A 17817-nucleotide genomic window follows, 5' to 3' on the forward strand; every position below is an offset into this window, starting at 1 on the left:
AGAATCTCCGTTTTCGCGGTGTCGGGGCAAAAACGAGGGGCGGATACCGCCGTCCGATATCGCCGTCGTTGGTGACTACTGTCCACTAAAGCAAGCGAGCGACGTTGGCCGAGAGCAGACCTGCGACCACCAGTAAGGCGATCGCGGCGATGGCCGCCGCCCGGAATACTGGCAGTGCATTGCGGGCCGGTTCGCGGATCTTCTTTCCGGTGAGTCCGGCCTCAAGTCGCTTCGCACCGATTTCGACGAGTGCGGTCAGGACCAGCCATAGCGCGACCATCAAGAGCACCAGCCGGCCGTCGGTCGATCCGAAGAGCGTCTTGGTCGTGTAAACGGTCCCCGCCAGATGGCTCCCCGAGAGAAAGAGAACGAGCGAACTCACCCGCGAGACTGTCGTCAGTTTTCCCGAAATGACCTCGAGCGGGTGGGTCGTGTTGAACGCGCCATCGCGTGCGAGCGGGACGATGACAGCGGCGACGAAACAGACACTGCCAGCCCAGAGAGCAGCAAAGAGCAGGTGCGCCGTTCTGGCGGCGAGCACGTCGACCATACGGGGTCGCTCGGTCAGGGGGCGTATCAGCGTTCCGACTTTCGGCCACGGGACAGTCCGTATTGCTGTCACGTGCGATACGCTGCCATAGCCGATACGCTATCACGCGCGATATCGGGATCGCGTCCGCCGGTCACTCGAGCGCGCCCTGCTCGTCCTCGTCACTCGAGCCAGTCGGGCGTCCACGCGACCAGCCGACGCCGGTAGAGCGTATAGACTAGCGAGACGGCGACCCCGCCGACAATCACGACGGTGAGCCAGCCGTCGAAGACGAGTAGTGCCGAACTCGCGAACGCGATTCCGAGGACGGCGTCCTCGGGAGCGCCATCGTAGCGGATCCACCGTCGGGGACGAATCCACCGCCCGCGAACGTGATCGTAGACCGCACGCTCGGTGCGTTCGTTCCACGGGTCCATCTCGGGGCCGCCGCCGATCGCATCGCTCGCGGCGTGGAGCCAGGCCGTGACGGCGAACGCGGCCACCGCAAGCGTGAGTGCCGAGGGGGCGACGGCCGCGGCGACGATTGCGGGGACGGCGACTGCGAGCCCCGCGACGGGAAAGTGAAGGGTCTGCCGGTGTGCGAGAACGAGGTCGAAATCGGGAACGAGCCCGCCGAGAATCGCACCCATCGCGAGTGCGGTCGCGAACTCGGGACGGACGTATACGATCGGTGCGACGACCGCCAGCCCGGTGAACACGTGGGTGGTTGCCATCATCGGTGTCTCACTCGAGGGGAGACGAGCGAACGGCAAAACGGTATGCGAACCGGTACTCGGTCCCGGCGTGACGAACGCAGCGGGCTCTCACTCGAGGTTTTCGCTCTGGTAGCTCCCGTCGTAGACGTCCTCGTGGTTGGCTTCAGCGAAGACCAACTGGGCGATTCGGGCCCCGCGCTCGAGTTCGATATCATGGTGGACCTGCAACAGTCCCTCGCCCCGTCCCTCATAGCCCGCGTCCCACACTGCCGTATTGAGCATACAGGAGTTGCGCATGAGCGACGAACGCGGATAAACGAAGCCAATGTGGCCCTCCGGGATCTCGATCTGTTCGCCATAGCGGACGACGTAGGCACCCTCCGGTAGATAGTAGGTATCGGGTTCTTTCTGCTCGAGTTCCTCAAGCGGACGGGCGACTCGGTCGCCGATCTGTTTGCTGTCCCGGCCGATGCGGCCCGGTTCCAGCTGCTCGAAGACGATGTCGGCGGTGAGGTCCACCCCATTAGGCTGGATCTGCGTATCGGTCGTCGGCGAGACGTGGTCGGCGACGAAGGCACCGGAACGGAACATGTCTGTTCCCGCAACGCCGCGGCGACGACAAAAGCGTATCCGTTCGCGACGGCCCGTTGATTCGGTATCGTCTGGTACGCTACGATACAGCACTACACACGGTCACGGGACACACGCGGTGGGAGTGGCCTCACCCTCAAACGAACGGTCACCTGAACGGCAATACTTACTCGAACCCGACCCGTTTTGCAGGGATTGTAGCGGTCGTCCCTGACAGAAACACGCTGGATTTATCAGGACGGAAAGCCGAGTTCGAGGTGCTATGGGACAGACTCTCACCGAAAAGATTCTCGACGATCACCTCGTCGAGGGCGAACTCGAGACCGGCGAGGAGATCGGGATCGAGATCGATCAGGTGCTTACTCAGGACACGACCGGGACCATGGTTTGGCTCCAGTTCGAAGCGATGGGGCTGGACGAGGTTCAGACCGAAATCGCCGCGCAGTACTGCGACCACCAGACATATCAGTTCGACTTTAAGAATACTGACGATCACCGCTTCCTGCGTTCTGCAGCCGGTACCTACGGCGCTCATTTCTCTCGCCCCGGTAACGGCATCTGCCACAACGTCCACCGCGAGAACTTCGCGGCCCCCGGCAAGACACTGCTAGGTTCGGACAGCCACACGCCCACGCCCGGCGGCCTCGGTGAACTCGCCATCGGCGCCGGCGGAATCGACGTCACCGTCGCTATGGGCGGCGCACCCTACTACATCGAGATGCCCGAAGTCGTCAACGTCCGCCTCGAGGGCGAGCTCCCCGAGTGGGCCACTGCGAAAGACGTCATCTTGGAGATGCTCCGCCGACTGAGCGTCAAAGGCGGCGTCGGCAAGATCCTCGAGTACACCGGTCCGGGCGTCGAGACCCTGACCGCACCCGAGCGGATGACCATCACCAACATGGGCACCGAGCTCGGCGCGACCACGTCGATCTTCCCGACCGACGAGCAGACCGAGGACTACCTCCAGCGCGTCGGCCGCGGCGACGAGTACGTCGAGATCCAGCCCGACGACGACGCCGACTACGACGACGAGATCGTCGTCGACCTCTCCGATCTCGAGCCGCTGATCGCACAGCCCTCGATGCCGGACAAGGTCGTGCCTGTCAGCGAGGCCGCTGGCGAGGACGTCGAGCAGGTCATCGTCGGCTCCTGTACGAACGGTGGCTACGAGGACATCCTCCCCGTCGCCAAGATGCTCGAGGGTCGCGAGACCTCGATGGAGACCGACACGATCGTCGCGCCCGGCTCCAAGCAGGCCTCTGAGATGCTCGCCCGTGAGGGCTGGGTCTCGGAAATGATGGCCGCCGGCGTCAACTTCTCCGAGGCGACGTGTGGTGCCTGTATCGGCATCGGCCACGTCCCCTCCTCGGACTCCGTCTCGCTGCGGACGTTCAACCGCAACTTCGAGGGCCGCTCCGGTATCGAAGACGACAACGTCTACCTCTGTTCGCCGGAGGTCGCGGCCGCCGCCGCGATCAAGGGCGAAATCGTCGACCCCCGAGACCTCGCCGACGAACTCGGCGACCTCGAGGCTCCCGGCGTCGAGCTCCCCGACGAGTACGACGGCTCCAAGACGGACCTCATCGCCCCCGACGAGGCTGTCGACGACGAGCTCATCAAGGGCCCGAACATCGGCGACGTCCCGCTGAAGGACCAGCTCGACACCGACATTCAGGGTGAAGCACTCCTGAAGATGGAAGACAACATCACGACCGACCACATCATCCCTGCGACGCAGGACATCCTGATGTACCGGTCGAACGTCCCCAAGCTCTCCGAGTTCACCCTCTCGCGCGTCGACGAAACCTTCGCCGACCGCGCGCTCGAGGCCGACGGCGGCTTCCTCGTCGCCGGCGAGAACTACGGGCAGGGTTCCTCGCGAGAGCACGCGGCTCTCTGTCCGATGTACCTCGGTATCGAGGGCGTCCTCGCACAGAGCTTCGCACGCATCCACCGTGCGAACCTCTTCAACTTCGGGATCGTCCCGCTGACGATCGACGAGGACACCTACGACAACATCGATCAGGGCGACGACGTCGAGATCGTCGACAACGTCTACGACGCCGTCACTAGCGGACAGGAGGAGTTCACCGTCCGCATCAACGGCGAGGACGAGTACACGGCAACGCTTGACGCCTCCGAGCGCGAACGCGCAATCCTCGCGGCCGGTGGCAAGCTGTCCTGGACGAAAGAGCAGGCCGAAGGCGGCAGCGGCGCGACGCCCGCCGACGACTGATCGGATCACTCGGCGATTCAACTGCTGATCTGCAATTCGAATTTTCTATTTTTGTCTCGCCGGCAAGCGACGACGCTCACTCGAGACGCCATCGTCATACGGCTCCGTCCGATAGCACAGTCGAATGCCTGCCGGTGGACACGAGAACGCTGGTTACCGACGCCTGTTCAAGAGCGACGGCTTGACCTTCGGTGCCGGCTTTCCGCTCACGGGAGCGAATCGCTCGACGCCGATCGTCGCTGATGAACTGCACCTCGCGAAACACGCCGAATCGGTCGGGTTCGACGGGCTCTGGGCCCGCGACGTCCCGACCTACTGGCCGAAGTTCGGCGATTCGGGCCAGACGTTCGACACCTGGCCGTGGCTCTCACACGTCGCGGCTCACACCGACGACATCGCCCTCGGCACCTCGAGCGTCGTCCTCACGCTGCGCCACCCGCTCCACGTCGCGAAATCCGCGGCGACGGTCGACCGACTCTCCGACGGCCGGCTTGTCCTCGGCGTTGCCTCCGGCGATCGCGACCCAGAGTACCCCGCCTTCGACGTCGACCGCGAGGAGCGCGGTCGCCTGTTCCGCGAGTCCCTCGAGGCGCTTCGGACCGTCTGGCGCGAGGACTTCCCGGAACTCGAGGGAGAGTGGGGACGGCTCGAGGGCGACCTCGACGTGGTCCCGAAGCCGACCACGGAGACGCTGCCGCTGTTGCCGACCGGCCACGCCCGCCAGTCCCGCGAGTGGATCGCCGAGCACGGCGACGGCTGGCTGTTCTATCACCTCCCGGAGCGCACGCTCGAGGACTATCTTGCGGACTGGCGCGAGGCTGCAGGCGAGAAGCCGTTCACCATCGCTGTCCGCGTCGAGTTGGCCGACGACCCGACGGCCGAGCCGGAGCTGCTCCACCTCGGATTCCACGCCGGCGTCGAGTGGTTCCGGGAGTACTTTGCCCGACTCGAGGCGATGGGGCTCGATCACGCGATTATCGGTATGCAAAACGACGACCGGGAGGCGGCGCTGGAGACGTTCGCCAACGAGATTATCGACGAACTGTAGCCACTCGTTTCGCGACCCTATATCACTTCGATACTGCTCTATCCGCTACCGAGCGCGAGCAATGTACTGCTCGGAGATCCATCCCCACCGGAACTCGCCTACTCCTCTCGCTGGGCGCGGTCCCGTAACTGCTGTTTCTGGCGGCGCTCGGTCACGTGATCGACGCCGTCCGCTAGTTCATCCCTGACGACGTCTTCGAACGTATCGACTTCCTTGAGGAACTCCCCCGAGAACTCCTCGACGAGTTCGAACGTCCACTGATCGCTGATCGCACCCGCGGGGAGATGCTCGTCTCTGAGTTCGTTAGCCCACTCCTCGTGGCCGGCCTCGCGAAGCTTGTTTTCGGCGTCGCCCATCCGGTCCATCGCGTGGCCGAGTTCGTGGTGAAACTCGAGTAAGGTGCCGTAGGCCCGGTGGACGTGCTCGATGCTTAACTGGAGTTCGTGGAGCGCGGCCTGTTCGGCGTCGCTCAACGCGAGTTCGTCCGGTTCGGTCTCCGTATCGGGGCTGGCGTTCGAATCGGTGTCGGTCACGCCCGTGACGACGCCGACTCGAGGGAAAACCGTACGCGTTGAACGTGCAGGACCGGGATCGATGCTCGATCGGCTGCGTCACCGTCTCCGGCGCGTAACGGGTCAGCAGTCGACACTGGCACCCAGTTCGGGTGCGGTCGCGTTGTAGCCCTCATCGCGCAGTTCGTCAGCGAATGCCTCACAGCGGTCGCCGTGGTTGACGAGCACCCGCGCGTCCCCGCAGGACTCGAGGAACGCGAGCAGCCCGTCTCGGTCCGCGTGCGCGGAGAAATCGTACTGTTCGACCTGGGCACTGACCGGCATCATGCGACCGTCGATCTCGGCGCTACCGGTCTCGAGCAGGTCCCGTCCGGGTGTCCCCTCGACCTGATAGCCGGTCATGGCGATTTTGTTGGTTGGGTGAGCACGGATCGCGGGGATGTAGGTCATCGCGGGGCCGCCGTGGAGCATCCCGCTCGTGGTGACGATGACAGTATTTTGCTCCGCGATGCGTTTGCGCTGGCCGTCGCGGCCGTTAACGAATCGGGCGTTCCCCTTCGCTCGGCGCAGCAGGTCCGGATCGCGGAGGAACTCCCTGTTTTGGTCGCGCAAGAAGAGTTCGGTGACGCGTTTTCCCATGCCGTCGACGTAGCACTCGAGGTCGTGTTCCGCACAGATGCAGAGCACCTCCTGCGTGCGGCCGATGCCGAAGGCGGGGACGACGACGGTACCCCCCTCCCAGATCGTGGTTCGGAGACTCTCGACGAACTCGTCGACGATCTCCTCGCGCGGGGGTCGGGTCACGTCCGAATAGGTGCTCTCACAGAGGACCACATCGGCGTCGGGCCGGGCGGTGCTGCCGTCGAGCAGCCGTTGCTCCTCGGTGTGGAAGTCGCCGGTGTAGAGCAATCTGGTCTCTCCGTCATCATCGGACGCAGTCCGATTGTTCGCGGGGCTCCGTCCCGCGCTGTCGACGAGGACGTGGGCGCTGCCCGGGACGTGGCCGGCGTCGAAAAAGGTGATCTCGTAGCCCGCAACTTCGAAGGTCTCCTCATAGCCGTGAGTCTCGGAGACTTCCGCGACGCGAGCCAGTTCCGCCTCGGTGAACGGGCAGTCGTAGCTGCCGCCGTGGAGCTTTAGCGTGTCACGTGCCAACACCATGGTGAGGTCGTACGTCGGCGGGGTCCAGTGGATCGACGGTCGTGCGTCGCCCGACAACAGAGTAGGGACCGAGCCGACGTGATCAAGGTGACCGTGGCTGACGACGACGGCCTCGGGATCGATATTGCCGATCGGAAACGCTGGCGGATTCCCCGAGTCCATCCCGAAATCGAGCAAGAGCGTCTCGTCGATATAGATCGCGCTCCGACCGATCTCGCCGGCACCGCCGAGAAACCGAACGTCCATTATCGAACGGTAGTGGCCCGGGCCGTTTGATGCCATCGGTTACGAACTGGGACATGGTTCCTGTCGGCGACCGCGTTCCGAGGCTCGTCGATCGACGAGGGCGATATGTTCAGTATCGGTCGCGATGGACTACCTAGACACAAATGACAGCCTATCGCTTCCGCGTCACGTTCGATCCGGACCCGACCTCGCTGTGGCGGGATGTCGTTATCGGCGAGGATCGATCCGTCGACGAGTTTCAGACGACGATCAACGACGCCGTCGGACTCGATCAGGGACACCTCTGGTTCGTCGGTACTGACGAGAACTACTGGGACAGCGACGTGAAACTACAGTGCCCACAGGAGTTCGACGACTCGTCGGGTCCGATGGGGTTCGGAGAAGAAACATACGACGCTGCTGCGACGACGGTCGGTGACATGATTGTCAAGTTGGACCTCAAGGAACGGGACCGGATCTGTTACCTGTACGACTACGGCGACGAGTGGCGCTTCTACGGGATTCTCAAATCAGTCGATGGCGACGAGCCAAGCGACAGGCAGCCAACGGTCGTCGACGAGGCGGGTGACACCGTGGAGCAGTATGAAAAGCGGTGACCTCGAGTTCGGTCACGAGCGTACGTGACGGTGTCGTGGTGGCCGGCTGGCCAGATCGAACGGTCGCATTCCGACGCTACCGATCCCGGAGCCGATGCCGATCGCTCGCCGAACCGTGGGTCCGCGAGCCGTCGTCCCTCGTTCGGTCGTCCGGGTCAAGCACCCGATCGAGTTCGCGTTCGAACTCCTCGTCGTCGAGTTCGCCGGCGACGTACTGCGATCGAAGGCGGTCCTCGCGGTCGGGTCCGTCGTCGGATCGCCGTGGCGCGTGTGCTTGTGTCTCGGTTTCCGAATCGTCGCTGAGGATCGAAATCAGTCCGACGACAGCCAGAACGAACGCGCCCAGGACAGCGATCGAGACGAGCATCGAAACGACGGCCGCGACGACCGAGAGGGCGATACCGACGACCGTCGCGATGACGCTCAGGACGATGAGCGCAAGCACGAGCACGCCGACTCCCTTCAGCAGGGCGGAACTGAGTCGTCCCATACTCGTCATTCGATAGACACGCACAAAAACAACGCGCCGATGGTACGGTCCCATCGCGACCCGGAGTCGCGCTCTCGAGTCGCCGGCTCGGTGCCGTCAGGAACTGTTCGAGCGTCGATCGTCTGGCCCCGCCGTCGGGGCGGCGGTCCGTTCGGTCAGTCCAATGAGATACACGTCGAGCAAACAGATCAGCAGGATCGCGAGCGGGACGGCCACGTCGGTGTAGCTCACCGCGTCAAACTGCAGGGCCGTCACGACGAAGGGATCGCCCGGGTCAAGGGCTCCCGACAGCGACCGCGCGCTCAGGAACGCGAGCGCGAGGCCATAGCAGACGAACCAGATGCCGCCGCGTTTCCACTGCCCGAGGTAACAGTGGCCGAGGCCGGCAACGAGCGCCGACAGCGGATACGCCGGCCAGACCGGTCGCGACAGGTCACTCATTACCCTCCCTATGTCGCGGAAGACAATCGGTGTTACCATTTTCCCGATCGGCTACTTCCGATACTGTTGGATCCCGAACCGCCCATATCCGCCGTATGCGATCTCGAGCGATCCGATCCACCAGTTCCACCGCTCTGGCGGGGCTCCATCGGGGGCGTCCGATAGCTCCGCGATGACGAGATCGTTCGTCAGCGTCACTCCCGCGTCCTCCTCATACCGGCCCGAGTCCGCAAGATCGACGGCTTGCCGAACGACGACGCGCGACTGGCCGGTCGTCCCGCCGAACTCCTCGCGCAGGCGATCCTCGAGTCGCTCAGGATCGATGAACACGGGTACTCGTAGGGGTCCGACGTACTTGACTGTTCGAGCGGAACGGCTGTGGACCCGAAACGATTCTGGCTCTACTGGCCGGGAGGACGGCTCTCGCGTTGCTCGAGCCGTCCGATTTTACGAAAAAGCAAGCTCTTCCGAGCGGCGGGACCGCTGGTCCCTCGAGCAGTCGGAGCTTAGCGCCGACGACCGCGAAGGAAGTGAACAGGAACGTCTTCCGTTGCTTTTCATCGAAGTGAAGCGGGATCGAAGAGCCCGCGAGGTTGTCGGGCGGCGCTGCCGCCCGACTGCAAGCGATTCCGGAGGAATCGCCCAGTTCAAAAGAGCGCTCTATAGGAGCGTTCTTTTGAGGATTTTGCCGAGGGCGCGGCATAGCCACGCCCGCAGAGCAAAAAGTTCGGGACCGATCGATGATCTTTTGAGCGACGGCCGTCTTCCGTCGGGCATGGCAAGTTTCACTGTCGTTGTCGGCGACCCGGAATCCGGGTTAGCCTACCAGCTTGAGGCGGAAGAACAGGACGCGAACCGCTTTATCGGCAAGTCCATCGGCGAGGAGGTCGACGGCGGCGCAGTCGGACTCGACGGCTACACGCTCGAGATCACCGGTGGCTCCGACGAGTCCGGCCGCCCGCTCACCGACGAGGTCGCGGGGCCGAACCTGAAGGAAGTCCTGATGAACGAAGAACAAACGGGCTACAAGCCATCCCGTGACGGCGAGCGCCGCCGAATCACTGTTCGCGGCCGTGAAGTGTCCGACGCTGTCGCACAGATCAACGCCTCGATCGTCGACCACGGCAGCACCGATGTCGACGAACTGCTCGGCGACGACGGCGACGACGAGTAAATCGCCGCCCCTTTCATTCGTTTTCAATGACAGACAGAGTTGCGAGCGACCATCCCTCGGTACAGACGGTTCGGTCGACGTGTACGGAGACAGCGACGGGCGTCAAACTCGAGGTGCCAGCGGACGACCGCGAGGCGTTCCCAACCGACGAGGTCATCCGGGTCGTCCTCGACGGTGAGGAACGGTTTGCCCGAGTCGAACGGGCGTTGACCGGCGACGACCTGTCGATTCCGGGCGTCTACGACACGCCGGATCTGGCTCAAGACCCCAGCGGCGGGACCGATCGGCTCACCGAGTGGACTACAGACCACGACATTCCGACGGGCGGCTCAGTACTGATTGACGTCATCGAATCCGAGTTCCTCTATGGCCTTCGCGCGCCCGGCGAGACGGCCTACTACGACGCCCGCGAACCGCCAAACGAGAGTTTGAGCGAGATCGCGGAGAACCTCGAGGACGAGTAACCCGTCCGGGACCGCAGGCGGCGCTTCGGAGGCGACCGTCTGCTTCGGGGGAGTGAATTTCCCACCTCTCGAGTAAGTCACAGAATTATCGCAATCGGTTCAGAGACGTGGGAGAGCGGCGTACAGCAAGAGCCCGAAGGCGAGGTGTTGGACCATCGCTTGCTCGACGGTTGCATGCACGTACTCCTCGTCGGCGATCGAGTACTCCTTGGTTCGCACCTTGGCGTGCATCGAGAGCACGTCGTCCTCCTCTAAGTCGTGGAGGCTCGGGTAGACAGTCCCTGGGCTGAGCTGTGCGTCAAAGAGATGGGTGAGGTCCGAGATGAGTTCCTTGCCGTGGGTTTCTTCATGAAGCGTGATGAGCACCAGGAGGACCTCCTCTAAGTTCTCCCTGACCATGGCCTCGTCAAACTGGACGTCGTCGGCCGGGAACGCCCCGTTTACCTGCTCCATGAGGTCGGCGAGTGTGCGTTCGATATCTCTCGTTGCATCCTCGGTCGACCCGAGGGAGCGGTCGGACGATTTCGGCTGGCTGTCGGCAGTTACCGCCCTCGAGAGCTCGTCGAGCACGGATTCGGCGCCGGGGGTTTCTTCATACATTGACGATCACCAAATGGGGTTCGCGAGATGGCTTATCTTCGGCCGTCGGCTGTGATCCGCCGACGGACGAGCGAACGCGGGGCGTCGGTACGACTACTGAATTCCTGACGCTGAGACGTATTAAGAGACAGGGAAACGAACAGTCACTGTTTCACATAAATTAATAACTCGACACCAATACGCCAAACTTCAATCGAATACCCACCCGTAACCGAGAGAATTACGGCAGGCCGCTGGCCGGCGCTCGAGGGGAGCGACGCGAATACCGCCCTTTTTCCACCTCGAGCGCGAATCCGACGCCATGAGTAACCCACGCGAGGAGTTTTTGGCGGGCGAGCGCCTCGAGGATGTCGCGCTGTTTCTGGCTGATTCCTACGTTTCAGACGACCGACTCGAGCAGTTCGGTGATCGCGTCGACGACGGCATCCTGATCGTGGTCGACGGCGAGCGCGGTCGGAGCGCCTTTCAGGCGGCAACGGGTACCGGTGCGATGGAGTTCGCCAAGTCCGCGATGAGCAACGAAGGGGAGATCGAGGACGACCTGACCGGCGGTCACTGCCCGGACGCAGCCGGTGACGAGGGGGACCACGCCGTCCAGTTCGTCTTCGCGTTCGCCGAAGCGCAAAACGAGGAGGTCGGCGGCATCTACGCCGACGGTGCTGTCGTCCACGCTTACGCCCAGTGTACGTGTGGAACGGCGTTCTCGGATCGGTGGAATGTGACCGACGAGGTCGACCAGTAACCGGTCGATCAAACGCCGACGATCCGTGACTGGTGACTGTCCCGTCGCCCGATACCGTCACGTGTCGGCCGTCCGCTTTTGCTCGCGACCGGCGTAACAACACGGAATGAGTTCGACCGAAACCCCGTATGAGACCGGCCGCGGGTTCGGTCTCTCGAGTCGCGAAGCGCGCGTAATTGGTGGCGCGAGCACCCTGATGGCCATCAACGTATTGTTGATGTACGTCCTCGTGGTGACGCCGCTCGCGACCGTCAACGACTACCTGTTTTCGTTCCCGATCGTCGGCGCGATCGCTTACGGTGCGGCGATCATGGGCGGACAGCTAGTCGCCGAGCGAGGCGTTGAGGGCGGCGACATGGGCATCGCGTTCGTCGGGATGGTCATCTTGCAACTTGCCTTCGGGATCTTCGGGGCCGGCGTGCTTCGGTTCGCACCTCGAGAGTCACAGTTGACGATCCTCGCCGTGACAGCGGTCGTCGTCGCCGTGCTGACTGCCGTCATTTCGGCGTACGTCTACGCGAGATCAAAGACGTTCGAACACTGGGGTTCCTATGCCAACTACGCGTTCATCGGCGGTATCGTCGCTATTCTGATCGGGACCTTTGTCGCACCGGTGTTGCTCCTCGGGTTCGTCCTCATCTTCCTCGGATTCCTGCTTCGGCTGGGTTGGGAGATCTGGAAGGTGCGCGACCAGCGTAGCGAGTCAGTCGCGCTCCAGACCATCGGCGTCTACATCGCCGTCGCCGGCGTCTTCGTCCACGTCCTGCAGCTGGTGATGCGGTACTTCGCATCGCGACAGTGAGCGATCGGTTTGCTCGAGCGTTCCTATCGGTTTGCTCGAGCCTTGACCGTTTTAGAAGGACGATCTCGAGAAACAGAGGGTAACTGACGCTCACAATCCCCTGTGAATGGAGCAGTGGGTTCTGAGAGGTGTGAGTGAGACAAAGTGTCCTGCTCGCGTGGCAACAGGGAATCGCCACGCCCTCCCCAGCCGATTCGTTCGCGCAGCTTCGGGCCGCGGCTCACCAATCGGTTCGCCGCGACACAGCGCGCGCCACCGCCCGCTGGTTGGCCGGCCCGGAGTGATATGCAACACCCCTCTACTGACCGTTTACTGACAGTCGAGGATTCAGTGACAGAGGCAAAAACGAGTCAGGCGGATCCTCGAGCCGATCAGTCGTCGTCTGCGTCCACGTCGTTCTCGGCGTCCTCGGCGTCCTCGTTCGCTTCGTCGACGACATCCCGAAATGCATCGAGAATGACGCGTTTCGTCACGGCACCGCGCGTTGTCCAGTGGTTCGCGTAGTCGAGCATATCGTCGTAGATGTCGGGTTTGCAGCCCGCGGCCTTGGGGTGGCCACCGCCGTTGACCTTCCCCGCGACCTTGTGGCACAGCTCGAACTCGTCGGTACCCCGAATGGAGGCCGAGCCGGCGGGTTTGACGATTACCGAGGCGTTGGCACCCTGCTCGCGCATTGCTTCGGCAACTTCGTTTTGCGAACAGCGGCCGTAGGTAATCCCGACCGTGTAGCCGCCGATCTCGCGAAGCTCCGCCCGCCCGACCGCCTGATCGATGAGCGCCTCCTTCTCGACGCGGCGCTCGGCGATGTAGTCCGTGACCCACTCGGGCAGGTCGACGCCGTACTCGCGGACGACTTCGACGTACTCCGCGGGATCGGTCCAGTAGGCGTAGTCTGCGAGGTCGTCGCTGCGCGGGTCCTCGCGCAGCCAGAGGTCGTGATCCCGGGTAACGGCTGCCAGTTCCTCGTACATCGGCCCGAATTCGTACTCGAGCGAGCGATAAACCACGTCGGCGCTGCACTCCTCGTCGGAGTCGCCGATTACGAGATCAGCGCCGGCGTCGCGGACTGACTGTGCGACATCGTCGCCCCACTGGTGGTGGTCGTACCACGCAACGCGGTTGGCGGTCTCGAGTGCGGCCGCGAGTTCGTCCTCGACATACTTGTACCGGTCCGGCGCGAGGTCGCAGACGAAGATATCGATCCCCTCGTCGCCGTGCTCGGCGACGCGAGCTAACGCGTCTTCGACGTCGTGGGGACTTGCGGGGATGAGCGCGACGTTGTGGGGCGTCGGTTCGGGTTCCTCGAGGGGTTCGTCGGTCTCGCCGGCCGCAACGACGGTGTTCTGCTCGTCGGCGTCGTCCGTCGCGTCAGCGACCGGTTCCGGCTGATCCGTATCGTCGCCATCTTCGGCCTCATCTTCCTCGTCGGGTTCCGGGATGTTCTGTACGTCGTCGTAGGCCTCTCGAATGAGTGCGACGCAGGCCAGCCCATCGGCGTCCGGGTCCGCGATGACCGCGACCTCGGCACCCTCGAGTGCGGCCTCGGTCTGTTGCTCCTCGAGGTCGTCCTCGAGCGTATCTGGCAGGAAAAAGCCAGTTCCCGGCAGGACGGACTTCCGCGAGAGCGACAGATCGCCGCTCTGAATGAGTTCGTCGTACATAGTACGTGCTGCGTGACCGGCCGGGAAGTAATCGCCGGTCTCGAGACTCGTCGATTCGGACGCTGCCGAGATCCGTCAGTGGGACGCTGTCGGCCGAGTACCGGAACACGTCCTGGCCACGTGTCCGTCGATCGCTATTGGCCGGTGAACGTGGCCGTTTCGATGCGACCGATCGTCAGACGGCAGTGGTGTCTCCGTCGTCGTCTTCGCCCGCGGGCGCGAGTTGTCGCACCGTCAGCACGGGGACGGGCGAGGTGCGGACGATCCGCTCGGCGACGCTGCCCAGCAAGAGGCGGTTCTCGCCGTGGCGACCGCGGGTGCCGGTCGCGACCACGTTGGCGTCGACCTCGCGGGCGTATTCGCAAATCTCGGCGGCGGGCCGACCCTCGCGGAGTGCGGTCGTTACGTCCCCGTCCGCCCGCTCCTCGACGGTAGTAAGCGCGGCGCCGGCGGCCGTCTCGAGAGCGGTGCGGAGTTCATCCCGGAGCTGCTGAGGTGAGGCGTCGACCTCGCTGGCGTCGATAACCGAGAGCGCGTGGACCTCGGCGTCGAACCGCTCGGCGAGATCGAGCGCGATGTCGACGGCTCGTTTCACGCTATTGGAGCCGTCAGTAGCGACCACGACCGTATCGAACATGGCTGGAGATTACGTTCGGGGTTGCTTAAACATCCCCGTTCGGTGGGGCCGCGGCAGTCGGATCGCCCCGAATCGGTGGGATGGCTTTTTTGTGACGGGGCACCCACTGCCGCGTATGGACGCCAGCGAGCCGTTTACCGTCGACACCGTTCTCGCACCGGTCGACGGAAGCGACGAGTCAGCTACCGCTGTCGAGTACGCCGTCGCTGTCGCCGACCGTTACAATGCCTCCGTGCACGCGCTGTTCGTCCTCGGACGCGGCGTCGTTCGGGGGTTAGACGCCGGCACGGTCGACGAAACCGCCGTCGCGGAGAACACGCAGGGATTTTTCAACGACGTCGGCGATATAGCCGCCGACGCCGACGTGCCGCTCGTTACCTCCGTCGATGACGGCTTCTCACAGACACGGAAGACACGCCACCCGGGCAACGTCGTCCTTGACACCGCCGACGACGTCGACGCCGACTTCATCGTGCTCCCTCGGGAGCCCGTCACCGAAACCAAAGCGGAGGTCCTCGAGAAAGCCGCCGAGTACGTCCTCTCCTACGCGAGCCAGCCCGTTCTCTCGGTCTAATCGGGATGTGGGGAATCCGATGTCCGATGCGCAATCAGCCATCGCCATCGGCCGCGCCGCTCTCGGTGCCCTCGGCCGCGCCACTTCCGTCGCCCTCGAGTCGAATCGCCATCTCCTGTTCGAAGCTCTCGGTGCCGGTCGACTCGAACCCGACCCGTTCGTAGAGGGCGATCGCTGGGTTGTTCCAGCGTTCGACGGTCAACCACACCCGCTCGATGCCGACCTCGATCGCATGGCCCAGGAGGTTCTTCAGCAGAATCGTCCCGATACCAGCCCGCTGGTACGCCTGGAGGACGAAGATCGCCAGCTCCCACTCGATATCGGACTTGTGCTCGATCGCGGACGGATCGTCAGTGTCGGGAACGAGCATCGCGTGTGCGATCACGTCCCCGTCGTGGCGAGCGACGACGTTGACGCTGTCCTCCCCGATCGTCTCGAGCCAGTTTCGGATGCGTTCTGCGCCGGTCGGCGGGATCCCCTGTGCGCGGTCGGTCGGGTCGAACTCGGTGTACATCTCGACGACGTCGTCGAGCGCGTCGCCGGTGAACGTCTCGGGTGCCCTGATCTCGATCGTCCGGTCCTCTCGGTCCTCGGCCGTTGTCGGCGGCGAGGGGAAGGAACCGGACAGTTCGTCGGGATATTGACGCGTGCCGACCATTGTTATCGCACCAGTTTGACCGTCGTCGGTGCGTTCAACAGGACGAACTCGGTGATCGGGCCGAGCTGAATCTTCCCCATCGGACTTAAGGTCCCGCCGCCGATGACCAGCTGATCGTACTCCCCTGCTCGGCGTAGTTGACGAGGGCGCTTCCAGGGTCCCCCTCTAGTTTCTCGATCTCGATGTCGGTGATGCCGGCCTCCTCGAGTTGGTCGAGTGCCTGCTGGTACATCTCGTCCTGTGACCGTTTCGACTCGGGTTTGTCGACGATGACGACAGTGAGGTCGTCACCGACCTCGCGCGTCCGCTCAATGGTCTGCCGGAGCGTCTTCACCGACTCGTCGCTGCCGCCGAGACCCAGCAACACGTTCATACAGGTGACTGTGAGCCGATACACGAAAACGGTTGTGCCGATTTCCGGGATCGAACCGCGGCCGTGGTCCGTCTGCGGGTGAAATGCAGTCACATACGTTGCGCGGGACGACGCTGTTAAGAACGTGTAGTGAGTACGTTCACCGAATGAGTGATGCGGCGCTCGATGTCGTGGCGTTTCTGCTCACGACGAGCGTGTATTCGGACGACCGGACGCTAGACGAGAACGATCTCCCGCCGTCGTTCCGCCAGGTCTACTGGACTGGCGGCGTCGACGACGAGGACGGGAGCGGCGACGAGGAGAGCAATGGGAGCGCCCGAAAACCCGCCGGAATCAATCGCCCGCTGTCGGTCACAACCACTACTGCGCGTGAGGCGACCGGCGTCAACCGCCCGTGGGAGGCGGTCTCTGACCTGATGTTCACCGAGCGCGACGAGTTCTCCGGCACGATCACCCTCGCCCAGCAGGGGATGGCTGAGGAGTGGTTCGTCGAGCGTGCCGATGAGGACCGACTGCTCGAGAACCCGACACTGGCGAAACACTTCGCGAACCACGACGACTACAAGTTCGATGTAACTCACGAGGAGGCCCGCGAACAGAACCGGCCGATTCAGGCCGATCGGGTCTGGATCGACGGCCTCCTCAACGAGTACTTCGACGAGGAGGACGACGAGGAGATGCTCGACCTCGTGGAGGTTCGCGCCCCCGAGGAGGTCGACATTACGCTCGACGATCTCGTCCTCACTGGAAGTCAGGAGGCCGAGATCGACAAGATCGCGAAGGCGATCGAACACCGCGACTATCTCGCGGATATCGGTCTGCGCGAGATCGGCAAGCTACTGTTCGTCGGGCCGCCGGGGACCGGCAAGACCTCGACCGCACAGGCGCTGGCCCGTGACATGGACCTCCCCTTCGTCGAGGTCAAACTCTCGATGATCACGAGCCAGTATCTCGGTGAGACGGCGAAAAACGTCGACAAAACCTTCGAGGTCGCCAAACGGCTCTCGCCGTGTATCCTCTTTATCGACGAGTTCGACTTCGTCGCCAAGACCCGCCGCAGCGACGAACACGCCGCGCTCAAGCGGGCGGTCAACACCCTGCTGAAGAGCATCGACAACGTCTCGCTCATCGAGGACGATGTCTTGCTCATCGGCGCGACCAATCACCCCGATCAACTCGACGACGCCGCGTGGCGGCGCTTCGACGAGATCATCAACTTCCCCAAGCCCGACTCCGGCATGCGGGCCGACATCCTCGACGTCATCACTCGGACCATGGACATCGAGGAGTTCGATCCCCACCTCATCGCCGAGGTCACCCAGGGACTGACCGGTAGTGACCTCCGGATGGTGCTCCGGGAAGCCGTCCTCGAGGCGCTGACCGAGGATCGGACGACCTTGACCCAGGAAGACCTCCTCAACGCCGTCGAGGAGTTCGAGGAGCGCGACACGCTCAAAAACATGGACATGATGGAGGGCGATCACGACGCACTCGTCGCCGGTGGAGACCTCGGCAAGGCCAGCGACGGGGGCCACGACCACGATCACGACCACTGACGGTCGATTC

General features: G+C 63.5%; 21 protein-coding genes and 1 pseudogene. 9 read left to right on the forward strand and 13 right to left on the reverse strand.

Annotation, left to right across the window (positions count from 1 at the left end; genetic code table 11):
* Positions 1 to 85: 85 nt before the first annotated feature.
* The 3 genes from K6I40_RS22420 to K6I40_RS22430 all read right to left on the reverse strand — a co-directional run bounded on the left by K6I40_RS22420 (position 86) and on the right by K6I40_RS22430 (position 1836).
* Entirely contained in the window at positions 86 to 550 is a 465-nt protein-coding gene (locus tag K6I40_RS22420) for a copper resistance protein CopD (RefSeq protein WP_222916779.1), read from the reverse strand.
* Positions 551 to 711: 161 nt separating this feature from the next.
* Positions 712 to 1266, reverse strand: coding sequence for a metal-dependent hydrolase (locus K6I40_RS22425; protein WP_222916781.1), 555 nt, complete (start codon positions 1264 to 1266; stop codon positions 712 to 714).
* Positions 1267 to 1353: 87 nt separating this feature from the next.
* The gene (locus tag K6I40_RS22430; protein ID WP_222916783.1) at positions 1354 to 1836 is read right to left on the reverse strand and encodes a deoxyuridine 5'-triphosphate nucleotidohydrolase; all 483 of its coding nucleotides are present in this window, start codon (positions 1834 to 1836) and stop codon (positions 1354 to 1356) included.
* Positions 1837 to 2098: 262 nt separating this feature from the next.
* Between K6I40_RS22430 and K6I40_RS22435 the strand changes: the two genes are divergently transcribed.
* Both K6I40_RS22435 and K6I40_RS22440 read left to right on the forward strand, forming a co-directional pair.
* Entirely contained in the window at positions 2099 to 4072 is a 1974-nt protein-coding gene (locus K6I40_RS22435; protein ID WP_222916785.1) for an aconitate hydratase, read from the forward strand.
* 124 nt (positions 4073 to 4196) lie between these two features.
* Positions 4197 to 5120, forward strand: coding sequence for a TIGR03571 family LLM class oxidoreductase (locus K6I40_RS22440; protein ID WP_222916787.1), 924 nt, complete (start codon positions 4197 to 4199; stop codon positions 5118 to 5120).
* A 98-nt stretch (positions 5121 to 5218) separates the two neighbouring features.
* Here K6I40_RS22440 and K6I40_RS22445 read toward each other — a convergent pair whose 3' ends face one another.
* Together K6I40_RS22445 and K6I40_RS22450 are read right to left on the reverse strand one after the other, a co-directional pair.
* The gene (locus K6I40_RS22445) at positions 5219 to 5653 is read right to left on the reverse strand and encodes a hypothetical protein (protein WP_222916789.1); all 435 of its coding nucleotides are present in this window, start codon (positions 5651 to 5653) and stop codon (positions 5219 to 5221) included.
* A gap of 102 nt (positions 5654 to 5755) precedes the next feature.
* Positions 5756 to 7039: an MBL fold metallo-hydrolase gene (locus K6I40_RS22450; protein WP_222916791.1), complete on the reverse strand. Its 1284-nt coding sequence runs from the start codon at positions 7037 to 7039 to the stop codon at positions 5756 to 5758.
* Between the two features lie 143 nt (positions 7040 to 7182).
* Here K6I40_RS22450 and K6I40_RS22455 point away from each other — a divergent pair, with 143 nt between their 5' ends.
* The gene (locus K6I40_RS22455) at positions 7183 to 7635 is read left to right on the forward strand and encodes a plasmid pRiA4b ORF-3 family protein (RefSeq protein WP_222916793.1); all 453 of its coding nucleotides are present in this window, start codon (positions 7183 to 7185) and stop codon (positions 7633 to 7635) included.
* Positions 7636 to 7711: 76 nt separating this feature from the next.
* Here the strand turns inward: K6I40_RS22455 and K6I40_RS22460 are convergent, their stop codons facing one another.
* From K6I40_RS22460 to K6I40_RS22470, 3 genes are all read right to left on the reverse strand, one after another.
* Positions 7712 to 8125: an SHOCT domain-containing protein gene (locus tag K6I40_RS22460; RefSeq protein WP_222916795.1), complete on the reverse strand. Its 414-nt coding sequence runs from the start codon at positions 8123 to 8125 to the stop codon at positions 7712 to 7714.
* Between the two features lie 96 nt (positions 8126 to 8221).
* Entirely contained in the window at positions 8222 to 8566 is a 345-nt protein-coding gene (locus tag K6I40_RS22465; RefSeq protein WP_222916797.1) for a hypothetical protein, read from the reverse strand.
* A gap of 51 nt (positions 8567 to 8617) precedes the next feature.
* Positions 8618 to 8896: a hypothetical protein gene (locus K6I40_RS22470; RefSeq protein ID WP_222916799.1), complete on the reverse strand. Its 279-nt coding sequence runs from the start codon at positions 8894 to 8896 to the stop codon at positions 8618 to 8620.
* A gap of 445 nt (positions 8897 to 9341) precedes the next feature.
* Here K6I40_RS22470 and K6I40_RS22475 point away from each other — a divergent pair, with 445 nt between their 5' ends.
* Positions 9342 to 9740, forward strand: a complete 399-nt coding sequence (locus tag K6I40_RS22475; protein WP_222916801.1) for a 30S ribosomal protein S6e — start codon at positions 9342 to 9344, stop codon at positions 9738 to 9740.
* Positions 9741 to 9766: 26 nt separating this feature from the next.
* The gene (locus K6I40_RS22480; protein ID WP_222916803.1) at positions 9767 to 10204 is read left to right on the forward strand and encodes a hypothetical protein; all 438 of its coding nucleotides are present in this window, start codon (positions 9767 to 9769) and stop codon (positions 10202 to 10204) included.
* Positions 10205 to 10303: 99 nt separating this feature from the next.
* On the opposite strand, the gene K6I40_RS22485 is transcribed toward K6I40_RS22480, so the two are convergent.
* Positions 10304 to 10804 (reverse strand): helix-turn-helix transcriptional regulator, encoded by a 501-nt coding sequence (locus K6I40_RS22485; RefSeq protein WP_222916805.1) that lies wholly within the window; start codon positions 10802 to 10804, stop codon positions 10304 to 10306.
* 301 nt (positions 10805 to 11105) lie between these two features.
* Here K6I40_RS22485 and K6I40_RS22490 point away from each other — a divergent pair, with 301 nt between their 5' ends.
* Together K6I40_RS22490 and K6I40_RS22495 are read left to right on the forward strand one after the other, a co-directional pair.
* Entirely contained in the window at positions 11106 to 11546 is a 441-nt protein-coding gene (locus K6I40_RS22490; protein WP_222916807.1) for a DUF5807 family protein, read from the forward strand.
* 106 nt (positions 11547 to 11652) lie between these two features.
* Positions 11653 to 12348 carry a hypothetical protein gene (locus K6I40_RS22495; protein WP_222916809.1) on the forward strand — a complete coding sequence of 232 codons (696 nt, stop codon included), beginning with the start codon at positions 11653 to 11655 and terminating at the stop codon, positions 12346 to 12348.
* Between the two features lie 371 nt (positions 12349 to 12719).
* On the opposite strand, the gene K6I40_RS22500 is transcribed toward K6I40_RS22495, so the two are convergent.
* A complete protein-coding gene (locus K6I40_RS22500; RefSeq protein WP_222916811.1) occupies positions 12720 to 14009 on the reverse strand; it encodes a phosphohydrolase in 1290 nt (429 codons plus the stop codon).
* Positions 14010 to 14184: 175 nt separating this feature from the next.
* The gene (locus K6I40_RS22505) at positions 14185 to 14646 is read right to left on the reverse strand and encodes a universal stress protein (protein WP_222916813.1); all 462 of its coding nucleotides are present in this window, start codon (positions 14644 to 14646) and stop codon (positions 14185 to 14187) included.
* A gap of 115 nt (positions 14647 to 14761) precedes the next feature.
* Here K6I40_RS22505 and K6I40_RS22510 point away from each other — a divergent pair, with 115 nt between their 5' ends.
* Entirely contained in the window at positions 14762 to 15220 is a 459-nt protein-coding gene (locus K6I40_RS22510) for a universal stress protein (protein WP_222916815.1), read from the forward strand.
* A 34-nt stretch (positions 15221 to 15254) separates the two neighbouring features.
* On the opposite strand, the gene K6I40_RS22515 is transcribed toward K6I40_RS22510, so the two are convergent.
* Positions 15255 to 15878, reverse strand: coding sequence for a GNAT family N-acetyltransferase (locus tag K6I40_RS22515; RefSeq protein ID WP_222916817.1), 624 nt, complete (start codon positions 15876 to 15878; stop codon positions 15255 to 15257).
* 2 nt (positions 15879 to 15880) lie between these two features.
* A pseudogene (locus K6I40_RS22520) lies at positions 15881 to 16251 on the reverse strand (universal stress protein).
* A gap of 146 nt (positions 16252 to 16397) precedes the next feature.
* Here K6I40_RS22520 and K6I40_RS22525 point away from each other — a divergent pair.
* Positions 16398 to 17807, forward strand: a complete 1410-nt coding sequence (locus K6I40_RS22525) for an ATP-binding protein (RefSeq protein WP_222916819.1) — start codon at positions 16398 to 16400, stop codon at positions 17805 to 17807.
* Positions 17808 to 17817 lie beyond the last annotated feature (10 nt).

It is taken from the genome of Natrinema sp. SYSU A 869, from assembly GCF_019879105.1.
In the GTDB taxonomy this organism is placed as follows: domain Archaea; phylum Halobacteriota; class Halobacteria; order Halobacteriales; family Natrialbaceae; genus Natrinema.